The 13,612-nt window shown below is 66.5% G+C and carries 16 protein-coding genes; 6 read left to right on the top strand and 10 right to left on the bottom strand.

The window, feature by feature from the left end:
* Window position 1: 1 nt before the first annotated feature.
* From M8A51_RS12680 to M8A51_RS12720, 9 genes are all read right to left on the bottom strand, one after another.
* Window positions 2-1,069 carry an NAD(P)/FAD-dependent oxidoreductase gene (locus M8A51_RS12680; protein ID WP_251778824.1) on the bottom strand — a complete coding sequence of 356 codons (1,068 nt, stop codon included), beginning with the start codon at window positions 1,067-1,069 and terminating at the stop codon, window positions 2-4.
* Between the two features lie 19 nt (window positions 1,070-1,088).
* Window positions 1,089-1,412 (bottom strand): ferredoxin FdxA, encoded by a 324-nt coding sequence (fdxA, locus tag M8A51_RS12685; RefSeq protein WP_251778825.1) that lies wholly within the window; start codon window positions 1,410-1,412, stop codon window positions 1,089-1,091.
* Window positions 1,413-1,513: 101 nt separating this feature from the next.
* A complete protein-coding gene (gene cobA, locus M8A51_RS12690) occupies window positions 1,514-2,299 on the bottom strand; it encodes a uroporphyrinogen-III C-methyltransferase (RefSeq protein WP_251778826.1) in 786 nt (261 codons plus the stop codon).
* Between the two features lie 17 nt (window positions 2,300-2,316).
* Window positions 2,317-3,594 (bottom strand): sulfate adenylyltransferase subunit 1, encoded by a 1,278-nt coding sequence (locus tag M8A51_RS12695; RefSeq protein WP_251778827.1) that lies wholly within the window; start codon window positions 3,592-3,594, stop codon window positions 2,317-2,319.
* Window positions 3,594-4,553, bottom strand: a complete 960-nt coding sequence (cysD, locus tag M8A51_RS12700) for a sulfate adenylyltransferase subunit CysD (RefSeq protein ID WP_251778828.1) — start codon at window positions 4,551-4,553, stop codon at window positions 3,594-3,596. The genes M8A51_RS12695 and cysD overlap by 1 nt, the downstream gene beginning before the upstream one ends.
* Window positions 4,550-5,299: a phosphoadenylyl-sulfate reductase gene (locus M8A51_RS12705; RefSeq protein ID WP_251778829.1), complete on the bottom strand. Its 750-nt coding sequence runs from the start codon at window positions 5,297-5,299 to the stop codon at window positions 4,550-4,552. The genes cysD and M8A51_RS12705 overlap by 4 nt, the downstream gene beginning before the upstream one ends.
* Before the next feature lie 4 nt (window positions 5,300-5,303).
* On the bottom strand, window positions 5,304-5,777 hold the full coding sequence (locus M8A51_RS12710) for a DUF934 domain-containing protein (protein ID WP_251778830.1): 474 nt from the start codon (window positions 5,775-5,777) through the stop codon (window positions 5,304-5,306).
* A gap of 11 nt (window positions 5,778-5,788) precedes the next feature.
* Window positions 5,789-7,501, bottom strand: a complete 1,713-nt coding sequence (locus tag M8A51_RS12715; protein WP_251778831.1) for a nitrite/sulfite reductase — start codon at window positions 7,499-7,501, stop codon at window positions 5,789-5,791.
* Window positions 7,502-7,511: 10 nt separating this feature from the next.
* Complete coding sequence (locus tag M8A51_RS12720) at window positions 7,512-8,279, bottom strand: sulfite exporter TauE/SafE family protein (RefSeq protein ID WP_251778832.1); 768 nt, start codon at window positions 8,277-8,279, stop codon at window positions 7,512-7,514.
* A 204-nt stretch (window positions 8,280-8,483) separates the two neighbouring features.
* Here M8A51_RS12720 and M8A51_RS12725 point away from each other — a divergent pair, with 204 nt between their 5' ends.
* Entirely contained in the window at window positions 8,484-9,386 is a 903-nt protein-coding gene (locus M8A51_RS12725; protein ID WP_251778833.1) for a patatin-like phospholipase family protein, read from the top strand.
* A 198-nt stretch (window positions 9,387-9,584) separates the two neighbouring features.
* Here M8A51_RS12725 and phaP read toward each other — a convergent pair whose 3' ends face one another.
* Window positions 9,585-10,136 (bottom strand): TIGR01841 family phasin, encoded by a 552-nt coding sequence (phaP, locus tag M8A51_RS12730; RefSeq protein ID WP_251778834.1) that lies wholly within the window; start codon window positions 10,134-10,136, stop codon window positions 9,585-9,587.
* Between the two features lie 234 nt (window positions 10,137-10,370).
* Here phaP and M8A51_RS12735 point away from each other — a divergent pair, with 234 nt between their 5' ends.
* From M8A51_RS12735 to M8A51_RS12755, 5 genes are all read left to right on the top strand, one after another.
* Window positions 10,371-11,327 (top strand): histone deacetylase family protein, encoded by a 957-nt coding sequence (locus M8A51_RS12735; protein WP_251778835.1) that lies wholly within the window; start codon window positions 10,371-10,373, stop codon window positions 11,325-11,327.
* Complete coding sequence (locus M8A51_RS12740) at window positions 11,308-11,739, top strand: acyl-CoA thioesterase (RefSeq protein WP_251778836.1); 432 nt, start codon at window positions 11,308-11,310, stop codon at window positions 11,737-11,739. The genes M8A51_RS12735 and M8A51_RS12740 overlap by 20 nt, the downstream gene beginning before the upstream one ends.
* Window positions 11,736-12,434, top strand: coding sequence for a nitroreductase (locus M8A51_RS12745; RefSeq protein ID WP_251778837.1), 699 nt, complete (start codon window positions 11,736-11,738; stop codon window positions 12,432-12,434). Before M8A51_RS12740 ends, M8A51_RS12745 begins: the two co-directional genes overlap by 4 nt.
* Before the next feature lie 5 nt (window positions 12,435-12,439).
* Window positions 12,440-12,820: a DnaJ family domain-containing protein gene (locus M8A51_RS12750; RefSeq protein WP_251778838.1), complete on the top strand. Its 381-nt coding sequence runs from the start codon at window positions 12,440-12,442 to the stop codon at window positions 12,818-12,820.
* An 87-nt stretch (window positions 12,821-12,907) separates the two neighbouring features.
* Window positions 12,908-13,573: a LutC/YkgG family protein gene (locus tag M8A51_RS12755; RefSeq protein ID WP_251778839.1), complete on the top strand. Its 666-nt coding sequence runs from the start codon at window positions 12,908-12,910 to the stop codon at window positions 13,571-13,573.
* Window positions 13,574-13,612: the final 39 nt, after the last annotated feature.

The raw sequence follows: 13,612 nt of genomic DNA on the forward strand, positions 1-13,612 counted from the left end.
TTCAGTCGTCGAAAGTCGGCGTTTCGACCCCGAGCACCTTGTGCAGCTTGGGGCTGGTCGTCGTGTACTGCAAATGAATGCGCTTGTCCGGGAAGATGTAGGGCGCGGCACCGAAGGCCGCCAATGCGGCCTCGTGGAAGCCGGACACGATCAACTTCTTCTTGCCGGCATAGGTGTTGATGTCACCCACCGCGAAGATGCCGGGAATGCTGGTCTCGAACTTCTCGGTGTCGACCAGGATCTGCTTGCGTTCGAGCGCCAGACCCCATTCGGCGATGGGCCCGAGCTTGGGACTCAGGCCGAAGAACACCAGCAGCACGTCGAGCGGTACGACACGTGTGACGCCATCGCTGCCCATGACTTTCACGCCAGTGAGCCGGCCACCGGCCTCGTCGATGCCGCTGATCTGGCCCACGACGAACTGCATCTCCATTGCCGCGCACCGTTCGTGCATCCTGGCCACCGAAGCCGGCGCGGCGCGGAAGCCGTCGCGGCGGTGGATCAGGATCACGCTTTCAGCCCGATGAGGGCCTTCCTGCGCAAAATTGAGCGACCAGTCGAGCGCGGAGTCACCGCCACCGACGATCACGAGGTGCTTGCCTGCGAAGTCGCCCGGATTCTTCACCCGGTAGAACACCTGGGTGCCGTCGTATTTCTCGATGCCGTCGATTTTCAGCAGCCGCGGCTGAAAGGCGCCGACGCCTGCAGCGATGAAGAGCGTGCGCGTGAGAAAGCTGGTGCCTTTCGAAGTCTCGACGCGGAAACGTCCGTCCTGCTGCTTTTCGACGACCGAGACCTCTTGGCCGAGGTGGAAGGTCGCGCCGAAGGGTTCGATCTGCTTGAGCAGGTTGTCAGTCAACTCCCGGCCTGTGCACACCGGCACGGCTGGGATGTCGTAGATGGGCTTGTCGGGATAGAGCTCGATGCACTGCCCGCCAGGGTAGGCGAGCGAATCGATGATGTGTGCCTTGACCTCGAGAAGGCCCAGCTCGAACACCTGGAACAAGCCGACCGGCCCGGCCCCGACGATGACCGCGTCGGTTTCGATCACGCCTTGCGGTGCTTCCATCAGAGCCTCGACCCGGTCTTCAGCGGCTCAGCTCGGAAAGCTTGTCCGTCTTGTCCTTCCACTCGTCGGCGTCGGGCAGCGCTTCCTTGCGCTTCGTGATGCTAGGCCACTGCTTGGCCAGTTCGGCGTTGAGCTGGATGAAGTGCTGCTGGTTGCCGGGCACGTCTTCTTCCGGAAGGATGGCGTTGACCGGGCACTCGGGAATGCACACCGCACAGTCGATGCATTCGTCGGGATCGATGGCCAGGAAGTTCGGGCCTTCACGGAAGCAGTCCACCGGGCAGACGTCGACACAGTCTGTGTACTTGCAGCGGATGCAGGCCTCGGTCACTACGTGGGTCATGGTGGCGGTCTCTTGTGGTTGGCGGTTACTCTGTGTGCGCTGGTTGAGGCGATTGCCACGCGGCGATGGCGCCGTCGCGCTCGTGCACCAAACGCGTGATTCTAGGGCCTGAGGGTTTGCCCGAGGCCTTGGTCTGGCGCAATGTCCTCGCTGACGATGCCGGATGTCGCAACCTGGGACGCTGGGCGCTCCAGCACGACGGCACGGGCTCCGGCGCCCACGACGACGACGGTGGGGCGCCCCGCGTGCAGCAGGCTGGCTCGCGCCAGTTCGGCAATGGTGTGCTCGCTGTGCAGCTGGTCGGGCCAGCCGGCACGCGAGACCACGCTGGCCGGCGTGTCGGCGGGCCAGCCGCTGTCGCGCAGCCGGCGCGACAGCGCGCCCAACTGCTTGCCGGCCATATAGAACACCTCGGTGTCGGCGCTGCGACTGGCATGCAGCTCGCCGGTGCGTGTCATTGCCGTGGTGAGGCTGACGCTGCGGCCGCTGCCGCGGCGGGTCAGCGGGCGCTGTGTGCCGGCGGCTGCTGCCAGCGCTGCAGTCACACCCGGTACCACTTCGGCGTGCAACCCGGCTTCGGCGACGGCTTCGAGTTCCTCTTCGAGTCGGCCGAAGACGCTCGGGTCACCGCCCTTGAGGCGCACGACCAGATGCACCTCGCGTGCGTGTCGCACGATCAGCGCATTGATGGCAGCTTGGCCGGTGCTGTCGCAAAAGCCGCGCTTGCCGACATGGACCCAGCGGGCGTCGGGAGCCAGCTCGCGCAGCGCCGGGTCGGTCAATGCGTCGAACAGCACCACGTCAGCCTGTGCGAGCAGCCGCGCGCCGCGCAGCGTGATCAGGTCGGCTGCGCCGGGGCCGGCACCGATGAAGGCGACCTTGCCCATCCCGCGTTGCCTTCCGTTCAGAGTGCCGCCTTCACCAGCAGCGCGCCGCTGGTGCGGTTGCTCGTCGGGTCGACGATGATCAGCGCGCCGCCGACGCGGTTGTCCTCGTAGGACTCCACCGGCAGCGGCTGCTGCGTCTCGATCACCACGTGACCGATGTCGTTGACCGCCAGCTCGTGCGCGTCGATGGCTTCCAGCGTGTGGATGTTCAGGCGGCTCTCGATGGAGGAGATGCGGGCCTGCACCCAGCGGTTGCCATGGCGCACCCAGTACTTGCGGCCGACCACGGCGGGTTCGGTATCGAGCCAGGCGAGCGTTGCCGAGAAGCGGTTGCTGTCCTTGACGGACTGCGGCGTCGCGATCCAGTCGCCTCGCGAAACGTCGAGTTGGCGGTCGAGCACCAGGCCGGCCGATTCACCGGCCGCACAGCTGTCGACCACCTCGCCGGCGCGGCGCACCTCGGCGACTGTGGCGATCTCGCCGCTCGGGAACAGCTGCACGTGGTCGCCGGCCTTGACCTGTCCGTGCGCGATGCGACCCCACAGTGTGCGCGGTTGGTTGCCGGTGCCTTCGCCTTCGCGGGCGACGTATTGCACGGGAAGCAGCAGGTGCCCGCTGTCGCGCTCCTGGGTGGTCGGCAACGACTCGAGCAGCTGCAGCAGCGACGGGCCCCCATACCACGGTGCATCGAGCGGCTGTGTGACATTGTCGCCGCGCAGCGCCGAGACCGGGATGATGCCCGCGACCTGGATGCCGGCTTGCTCGGTGAAACCCAGCAGCGCGTCGCGCACCGCCTCGAAGGCCGCCTGGGGCTGCTCGATGGCGTCGAGCTTGTTGATCGCGAACACGATGCTCGGCACGCGCAGCAGGTGGGCGAGCAACGCATGCCGCCGCGTCTGCGGCAGCAGCGTGACGGGCAGGGCGGTGGTGTCGAGCTTGGTGATGTCGACCAGCACCACGGCGGCATCGCTGCCGGCCGCGGCTGTCACCATGTTGCGGGTGTACTGCTCGTGGCCGGGTGCATCCGCGATGATGAACTTGCGGTGTTTGGTCGCGAAGTAGCGGTATGCCACGTCGATGGTGATGCCTTGCTCGCGCTCGGCTTCCAGGCCGTCGGTCAGCAGCGACAGGTCGATCGGCTGGCCGGCGGCACGCTTCTCGAGCGTGTCGAGCTGGTCGGCCAGGATGGCGCGGCTGTCGAACAGCAGGCGCCCGATCAGCGTGCTCTTGCCGTCGTCGACGCTGCCTGCCGTCAGGAAGCGCAGGGCGCGGTGGGGCGTGTTTTCCAGAGACATCAGAAATACCCTTCCTTCTTGCGGCGCTCCATCGAGGCGTCCGACGTGCGGTCGTCCATGCGGGTGGCGCCACGCTCGCTGACGGTCACGGTCAGCGTTTCGGCGACGATCTCGGCCGGCGTGGCGGCATCGCTTTCCACCGGGCAGGTGCAGGTCATGTCGCCGACAGTGCGGAACCGCACCTGGGCTTTTTCGACGGTTTCACCGGCCTGCACCGGCGTGACGTCGGTGACGGGCACCAGCAGGCCCTTGCGGCGCACCACGTCGCGGTCGTGCTTGTAGTACAGGTGAGGCAACGGGATGTTCTCGCGAGCGATGTAGAGCCACACGTCGAGTTCGGTCCAATTGCTGATCGGGAAGGCGCGCATGTGCTCGCCGGGCTTGATGCGCGTGTTGAACAGCGTCCACAGCTCGGGCCGCTGCTCCTTGGGTTGCCACTGGCCGAAGCTGTCGCGGTGCGAGAAGATGCGTTCCTTCGCGCGAGCCTTCTCCTCGTCGCGGCGGGCGCCGCCGATCAGCACGTCGAAGCGGTGTTCCTCGATGGCTTCGAGCAGCGTGACGGTCTGGTGGCCGTTGCGCGATTCGAGCGGGTGCGACAGGCGAATGGTGCCGCGCTTGATCGAGTCCTCGAGATGACCCACGACCAGGCGCTCGCCCATCTCGGCCACGCGGCGGTCGCGAAACTCGATCACCTCGGGGAAGTTGTGGCCGGTGTCGACGTGCAGCAACGGGAAAGGCAGGCGGCCCTTGAACTGGCCGTTGCCCTGGCTGTTCTTGAAGGCCTTCTCGGCCAGGCGCAGCACCACGCACGAGTCCTTGCCGCCGGAGAACAGCAGCGCCGGGCGCTCGAAGGCGGCAGCGGTTTCGCGCAGGATGAAGATGGCTTCTTCTTCCAGCCAGTCCAGGTGTCGGCGGTCCAGTTCCGGCAACAGCTTGTCGACGCTCACGGGGGCGTTCATGCTCGGGCTCCAATCATCGATACCGCGGGCTGCTCTTCTGTCACGTGCAGCCCGCACTCCTTGGCTTTTTCGTCCTCCCACCACCAGCGGCCGGCGCGGAAGTCTTCGCCCACTGCGATCGCGCGCGTGCAGGGCGCACAGCCGATGCTGGGATAGAACTGGTCGTGCAGCGGGTTGTAGGGCACATCGTAGGTGGCGATGTAATGCCACACGTCGTTCCAGGTCCAGTCGGCCAGCGGGTTCAGTTTCACCAGGCCCTTGTCGTCGTCTTCGCTGAACGGTACCTCGCCGCGGTTGGCCGACTGCTCGCGCCGCAAGCCGGTGACCCAGGCGCTGCGGCCCTTCAGCATGCGCGACAGTGGCTCCAGCTTGCGGATGCCACAGCATTGCTTGCGCAGCTCGATGCTCTGGTACATCGCCTTGTCGCCGTTCCTTTGTACGAAGTGGACGACGCTTTCGGCGACCGGCCGATACACCTCGAGCTTCAAACCGTAGCGGGCCTCGATGCGACCGATCAGCGCGACGGTCTCGTCGTGCAGCATGCCGGTTTCGAGGGTGCCGACGGCGATTTGGATGCCATTGCGAGCGATCAGGTCGGTCAGCACCATGTCCTCGGCGCCCAGGCTGGTGGCCTGCACGATGGACCCGGCGTGCTCGTTGGCGGACGCCTGCAGCAGCGCCTGCGCATGCGCCAGTTTCGCTGCGAAGTCGGGCGTGTGCCGCGCGTAGAGTTCGATCGCCCCCATGTCCTCAGGCTCCGCGATTGAACAGCGGGCGGTGTTCATGCACATCGCCCTGGTAATAGGCCGGAAAGAAGCCGAGCGCGCGCTGCGCGAACTCGGGGTTCTGGCCGGCGCGCAGCACTGCGCTGTCGAAGCCGGTGCGGCTCAGCAACGGTGCCATGTCGACGACCACGTCGCCGGTGGCGCGCACCTGGCCACCATAGCGATAGCGCCCGCGCAACAGGCGCGCCTGGCTGTACGCACGGCCATCGGTCCACTTGGGAAAGTGCAGCACGACCAGCGCGATGCGCGACAGGTCGGGGCTCAGGTCCTCGATATCGGCGTCGTTCGGAAAGGCGATGGCCACCGGCAGGCCGGCCGGCCACTGCTCGCGCACGTTGCGCCATTGCGCCCAGGTCAGCAGCGTGTTGGTGGCGGGCACGACGGCCTCGTCCTCGGGCACTGCAGCCCACAAGTCCTTGTCGGAAGTGATGAATTCCATCGTGTTCGTCCTCAAGCGGCCAGGGCCTTGTTGCCGGTCGTACGGCGCACGGCGTTGGTCGCGGTCTTGAACGGCTCCAGGCCGACGCGCTTGACCGTGTCGACGAAGCGCTCGCTCGCCGCACGATGGGTGCGATAGGTCTCGATCACGGCTTCGATCACATCGGGCACTTCGTCGGCCGCGAACGACGGGCCGATCACCTTGCCGGCCACCGAGTTGCCGCTGGCGACAGTGCCGTCGGAGCCGCCCAGGGTGATCTGATACCACTCGGCGCCATCCTTGTCGACGCCGAGGATGCCGATGTGGCCGGTGTGGTGGTGGCCGCAGGAGTTCATGCAGCCGCTCATGTGCACATCGATCTCGCCGATGTCATAGAGTTCGTCGAGGTCCTGATAGCGTTCGGCGATGGCGCCGGCGATCGGGATCGAGCGCGCGTTCGCCAAGCCGCAGAAGTCGCCGCCAGGGCAGGCAATCATGTCGGTCAGCAGGCCGATGTTGGGCGTCGCGAAGGTGGCGGCCTTCGCTGCCTGCCACAGTGCATACAGGTCGGCCTCGCGCACCCAGGGCAGCACCAGGTTCTGGTCGTGCGTGACGCGGACTTCGCCGGCGCTGAAGCGGTCGGCGATGTCGGCGGCCAACTCCATCTGCTCGTCGGTCACGTCGCCGGGCGCCTGGCCCACGCGCTTGAGCGACAGCGTGACTGCACGGTAGCCGGGGAAGCGGTGCGGGTGCACGTTGCGTTCGAGCCAGCGTTGGTAGGCCGCCGGCGCGTCGGTGACGGTGGCGCCGAAGGAATCATTGGCCGCTTCGAAGCGGACCCCTTCGGGCACGTCGAAGTACTGCGCGACGCGGTCCAGTTCTTCCTGGCTGATGATGTGGGCGGCGCCGTCGACGTCGTGGTCGAGGATGTTGCGGAATTCCTGTTCCACGTCCTGGATGAACTGCGGGCCTTCGGCCTTGACCAGGATCTTGATGCGCGCCTTGTACATGTTGTCGCGCCGGCCGTAGCGGTTGTAGACGCGCACGATCGCCTCGATGTAGACGAGGATCTGCTGCCACGGCAGGAAGTCGCGCACCACTGTGCCGGTGATCGGCGTGCGGCCCATGCCGCCGCCGACGAGCACTTTGAAGCCGACGTCGCCGGCATCGTTGCGCAGCATCTGCAGGCCGATGTCGTGCCAGGCGATGGCGGCACGGTCCTCCGCGGCGCCGGTCACGGCGATCTTGAACTTGCGCGGCAGGAAGGCGAATTCAGGGTGCAGCGTCGACCACTGGCGCATGATCTCGCAGTAGGGGCGCGGGTCGATGGTCTCATCGGGCGCGATGCCGGCAAAGGCGTCGCTGGTGATGTTGCGGATGCAGTTGCCCGAGGTCTGGATGCCGTGCATGTGAACGGCCGCGAGCTCGTCCATCACGTCGGCGCCACGCGCCAGCGGGATCCAGTTGAACTGCAGGTTCTGGCGCGTCGTGAAATGGCCATAACCGCGGTCGTACTCGCGTGCAATCTTTGCCAGCGTACGCAGTTGCGCGCTGTTCAGCTCGCCGTACGGCACGGCGATGCGCAGCATCGGCGCATGACGCTGGATGTACCAGCCGTTCTGCAGGCGCAGCGCCTTGAAGTCTTCGTCGTCCAGTTGGCCGGCGAGATTGCGCTCCAGCTGGTCGCGGAATTGCGCGGCGCGCTGCTTGACGAACTGCTTGTCGAACTCGGTGTATTGATACATCGTGGGTTCTTCAGTGAATGACCTTCAGGCCGGCCGTCACCAGCGACACGCACAGCAGGGCGCGCACGAGGCGGTCGGGCATCTTGCGGGTGAGCTGCGCTCCGATCCAGATACCGGGGATCGAGCCGAGCAGCAGCGCGGCGAGCAGGCCCCAGTCGACGTGGCCTAGCGTGGCGTGACCGATGCCGGCGACCAGCGTCAGCGGTACGGCATGCGCAATGTCGGTGCCGACCAGGCGGCGGGTTTCGAGCTGGGGATAGAGAAACAGGATCAACGTGGCGCCGATGGCACCCGCTCCGATGGAACTGAGCGACACCAGCACGCCGAGGATCAGCCCGGCCAGGACCGTCAGTGCGGGCTTGCGGTGTTCCGGCAGCCAACGTTGCAGCCGCAACGCGACTCGGTGCCACGCCTGCTTGTAGGCGACCGTCAGGGCAGTCAGCAGCAGCGCAATGCCGAGCGAGAAGGTCAGCGCGCTGGCCCAGCCCTTGGTGACGCCGGTGTAGTGCATCAAGGCGATCGTCGCGATCGCGGCCGGGATGCTGCCCATCAGCAGCCGGCCGGTGATGCGGTAGTCGACCTGGCCGTGACGGTGATGCGCGATGGAACCCGAAGTCTTGGTAATGGCCGCGAACCAGAGGTCGGTGCCGATGGCGGTGGCCGGGTTGAGCTTGAAGACCGAGATCAGCAGCGGGGTCATCAGCGAGCCGCCGCCCACCCCCGTCATGCCGACGATGGCGCCTACTCCAAAACCGCTAATGACTGCGAGCCAATCCATGGAAATCCTTGGTCGGAGCCCACGCCGGCGGCACGCCGGCAGGGCCGAGAAGGCACTTTAGGAGGGCTCTATATAAAAGAGAACTACAGTTTCGTTTGTTGGTTATCGATGATCGTTATTTGGAGCTGGCCGACATCGGAGCCGCCGATAGAATCCGCGCCCATGTCGTGTCTGCTGCGCTTCCCTGGAATCCCGGATGGTTCGATGCGCGGGCCGCGTCGATGGGTCGTCGGTCTCCTGCTCGCGACGCTGGCTGCCTGCCAGACGCCGCCGGTGCAGCCGCCTGCTACAGCGGAGCCACCGGTGGCGGTCCTGCCGTTGCCGGCGCCCAGGCCACCGCGGATCGGTCTGGCGCTGGGAGGCGGGGCTGCACGGGGCTTCGCGCACATCGGCGTGCTGCAGGTGCTGGAAGAAAACGGCATCAAGCCTGACTTCGTGGCCGGCACCTCGGCCGGCAGTCTGGTCGCCGCCCTGTATGCCTCGGGCAAGGACGGCAGGGAGCTCGCAAGGCTGGCGGACGGCATGGACGAGCTGATGATCACCGACTGGTCCTTCCCGTTCAGGGGCGTGATCCGGGGTGAGGCACTGGCCCGGTACGTGAACCAACACACCGGTGGAAAGCTGATTGAACAGATGCGGGTGCCGCTGGGCATTGTCGCGACCGACCTGGGCAGTGGGCAGGGCGTGCTGTTCCAGCGCGGCGATGCAGGCGTTGCGGTGCGCGCCTCGAGCGCGGTGCCGGCGGTGTTTCAGCCGGTGCGCATCAACGGCCGCGAGTACGTCGACGGCGGGTTGGTTTCGCCGGTGCCGGTGCGCTACGCGCGCCAGATGGGCGCCGAACTGGTCATCGCGGTCGACATTTCGTCCGCACCCGAAGGCAACCCGGTGGGCGACGCGATGCGCATGCTGCTGCAGACCTTCGCCATCATGGGGCGCAGCATCAACCAGCTCGAATTGCGTGACGCCGACATCGTGCTTGTGCCCAGGTTGCCCGGGGTGGCCGGCTCCGACTTCGCGGCGCGGGGCCGGGTGATCCAGGCGGGGCGAGAAGCGGCGCTCGCCGCCCTGCCAGAGCTGAAGGCCAAGATTGCCGCAAAGACCCGCTGAGGAGCAGGCCACGAGGCAAGCCGAAAAGCGAGGCCGGAAAGAAAAGAGCCCGGTGGCAAGCCACCGGGCTGAAGGTACCTTGAAAGGAGGGTTTCGAGAGGTACCGAGGAGACAACCTTTCAGGGAGACCGTGAAAAACACGGTACTCCACAGAGTCGGGGCTGCACTGGAAAGTTCAACCCCGACACACACATTTACTTAGGCGGCTGCGCGCTTAGGCTTGGCCGATTGCGCTGCCTTGACCGCCGTGTTGGTGACAGCCTGGAAGTTCGCTTCCGCGACGTCTGCAGCCTGCTTGGCGGCCTTGTGCACGCTCTCGAAGGCGTTGTTTGCGGCCGCGACGGCAGACTTCACCAGTGCGACGGCGTTCTCCGAGCCGGCGGGTGCGTTCTTCACCGCGGTGTCGACCACGGCCATGAACTTGCGCTGGACTTCGGCCAGTTGCGCTTCGGCGACCCGGCCGACTTCGGCGTTGGTCGCGGCGGCGATGTCATAGACATGGCGGCTGTACGCAGCGGCCTTTTCGGCGTTCGGCTGGAGCAGGGCAGCTTGAAGGGCCAGCAGTTCCTGGGCGTCCTTGACCGACATCACCGCTTGAGCGTGCTCGGCGGCCTCGTCGAGCGAAGCCTTGGCAACTTGCACATTCAATTCGACGAGCTTCTCGACGCCTTCGAAGGCCTTTTGGCTCAAGCCGAAGAGGGTCTCGATATTGGCTTTTTGGGCGGCGATCAGTTGTTCAGCGGTCAGCATGGTTCAGTAACCTCCAGAGTGGCAGTGAGGGGTGCTGCATTCATGTTGCGCTGCAGCATGGGTCAAAGTATAGGGGTTGATCCGCCGCTTGCAAGCCCTTTTTGTTGCGTTGCAGCAATTTAGGGCCGCGAACCTAGAACCGGCTGCCGGAGCCTTCTCAGGCGTGCGATTTGCTGCGGTGCAATGACACGCGCGCGACGGCACCAAGCCGGGTGCGACGCGACAATGGGCCCGGTGCGCGCCTTTTACTCGGATCACTTCGTTCTGCCGCTGCCGGAAGGGCATCGCTTCCCGATGGGGAAGTACGCACTGTTACGTGATCGCGTCGCGAGCGAGTTGCCGGAGGTCCGGTTGTGCCCGGCGCCTGCTGCGAGCGATGGCGAACTGGCACTGGCGCACGAACCGGTCTATGTCAGCGCGGTCGCCGAGGGTTGGCTGACGCAGGCGCAGCAGCGGGAGATCGGCTTTCCCTGGTCGGCACGCATGGCTGAGCGGGCCCGTCGATCGGTCGGAGCGACCATCGCGGCGGCTCGCGCTGCGCTGGAAGACGGCGTGGCCGCTACCTTGGCCGGCGGGACCCATCACGCCTATGCGGACAAGGGCTCGGGCTACTGCGTCTTCAACGACGTTGCGGTGGCCGCGCGGCTGATGCAGGCCGAGTGGCACCGTCGACGCAGGGCCCTGCTGCGCGTAGCGGTTGTCGACCTGGACGTGCACCAGGGTAACGGTACGGCTGCGATCTTCCGCGACGACCCGACCGTCTTCACGCTGAGCATGCATGGGGCGCGCAACTTCCCTTTCCGCAAGGAGGTGAGCGACCTCGACCTGGAACTGCCCGACGGCTGCGAGGATGAGCCCTACCTGGACGCATTGGACGGCGCGCTGAACCAGTTGTGGCACCGCCATGAAGGCCGGCCGCCGGGGCTGATCTTCTACCTGGCCGGTGCAGACCCCTACCGGGGCGACCGGCTCGGCCGGCTCCGGCTGTCGGTCGATGGGCTGGCGGAGCGCGACCGCCGCGTGTTCGCGGCCGCGCATGCGCGCGGCATCCCGGTGGTCGTGACGATGGCCGGGGGCTATGGCCGCGTGATCGAGGAGACGGTAGAGATCCAGCGGCGCACGCTGTCGCTGGCCACCGGTTTTCAACAGCAATGGAATAATCGTTCGAGTCATGTCCCGACCCCAGCCTGAAGCGCGCAACGCCTACCGTCACTTCCTGCCGATCACCACCCGCTGGATGGACAACGACGTGTACGGCCACGTCAACAACGTCGTCTACTACAGCTATTTCGACACGGTGGTGAACCAGTACCTGATCGTCGAAGGTGCGCTGGACATCCATGCCGGCGAGGTGATCGGGCTGGTGGTCGAGACACAGTGCAACTACTTCGGCCCGCTGGCCTTCCCGCAGACGGTCGAGGCAGGCCTGCGGGTCGCCCATCTCGGCGCATCGAGCGTGCGCTACGAAATCGGGCTGTTTGCACAGGGCGAGCCGCACAGCGCTGCGCGCGGGCATTTCGTCCATGTTTATGTCGATCGCACCACCCGCCGGCCGGCGACGCTGCCGCCTGCGCTGGCGCAAGCCCTGGAGAAACTCCGATGACGGGTCTGCCCGAAACCGCCGCCATCGTCGACGCGGCGATCACGTCGCGCCGTTCGGTGCGCGCCTTCCTGCCGACGCCCGTGCCGAAGCACGTGATCGAAGACATCCTGCACGTGGCATCGCGGGCGCCCTCGGGCACCAACACGCAGCCGTGGAAGGTCCATGTACTCACCGGCGCTTCCCGCGAGACCTTGAGCCGCAAAATCCTGGCCGCCTACGACGACCCGGCGGTGGCTGCGACGCACCAGGAGGAATACGCCTACTACCCGCGCGAATGGGTGTCCCCGTACATCGACCGCCGCCGCAAGATCGGCTGGGACCTCTACGGCCTGCTCGGCATCGCGAAGGGGGACAAGGCGCGCATGCATGCACAGCACGGGCGCAACTACGCCTTCTTCGACGCGCCGGTCGGCCTGATGTTCACGGTCGATCGGGTGATGGAGCGAGGCTCCTGGCTCGACTACGGCATGTTCCTGCAAAACGTCATGGTGGCCGCCCGTGCCCGCGGGCTGGACACCTGCCCGCAGGCTGCGTTCACGCAGTTCCACCGCATCATCATGGAGCACCTGGGCGCACCGCCGCAAGAGATGCTGGTGTGCGGCATGTCCCTGGGCCATGCCGACCCGGACGCGGTCGAGAACCGCCTGCAGACCGAACGTGCAGCGGTCGAGGTGTTCGCGAAGTTCCTGGAGTAGGGCGTATGGCAATGTCGGCCCTGGAATGGGTGGCCGAGGAGCGCATCGCCCGCGCAGTGGCAGCGGGCGAGCTGTCCGGCCTGCCGGGCGAGGGCCGGCCGCTCGAGCTCGACGACGACCGGCTGGTGCCCGCCGAACAGCGTGCAGCGATGCGGGTGCTGAAAAACTCGGGCCACGTGCCCGAAGAAGTACGCCTGCTGAACGAACTGCGGGAAGCCGAAGGCAAGCTCGCAGATGCCGAGGGCGAGGAGCGGCTCGACGCGGAGCGCCGCTTGCTTGCCCTGCGCGTGCGGCTGGACGCGGCCGGCCTTGCCCATGGCGTTGGCGCTGCTTGGCGGCAATACGAGCCGAAGATCCGGGCGCGGCTGCAGCGCCACCACGGCTAGTCGGTGGGCCCGCTTTTTTTGGCGTTCGAGCGGTCCTTGCCGCGTGAAGCTGGGCGTAAGGGACGGATTTCTATAATCCGGCCCCATATGGAGACACCCCTCGCCCGCGAGCGCATCCTGGCGCGCATCCGGCAGCAGCAAGGCCGGGACGATGCAGAAAAGGCCGCCGAGGTGCACGAGGCGGACGACTGGCTGCAGCGCCATCCTCGTGGACCGCTGCCGGACATCGGTACCGACCGGCTCGCCAAATTCCGCGAGATGGCGCTGCGGATGCAAAGCACGCTCGACGAGGTACCGTCGTGGCACGAAGCGCCGGCGGCCATTGCACGCTATCTGAGCGCGCACGCCCTGGGGCCGAGCGCCGTGGCCTACGAGACGCTCAAACGCCTGCCTTGGCAGGACGCCGGCATCACGGTGGAACACCGCCCGCCGCGCGACGAGGACCTCGTCAGCCTGACGGATTGCTTCTGTGCGGTGGCCGAGACCGGCTCGCTGGTCTTTGCCACCAGCCCGGGAACCTGGGCCACGGCGCACCTGCTGCCGGAGACGCACGTCGTGCTGCTCGATGTGCAGCGCATCGTCGGTTGCCAGGAAGACGCCTTCGACCTGATGCGAGCCGAACTCGGCGAGATTCCCCGCGGCTTCAACACGGTGTCCGGGCCGTCGCGCACCGGTGACATCGAGCAGACGATCGTGCTCGGTGCCCACGGCCCCTACCGGGTGCATGTCGTGATCGTGCACGGTAGCGTCTGAGGTCCCGCCGCCGCCGCGCCGGCTCCCGGCCCATTTCCT

Origin of the sequence: Caldimonas mangrovi (assembly GCF_023721835.1) — a bacterium.
GTDB lineage: Bacteria > Pseudomonadota > Gammaproteobacteria > Burkholderiales > Burkholderiaceae_C > Caldimonas > Caldimonas mangrovi.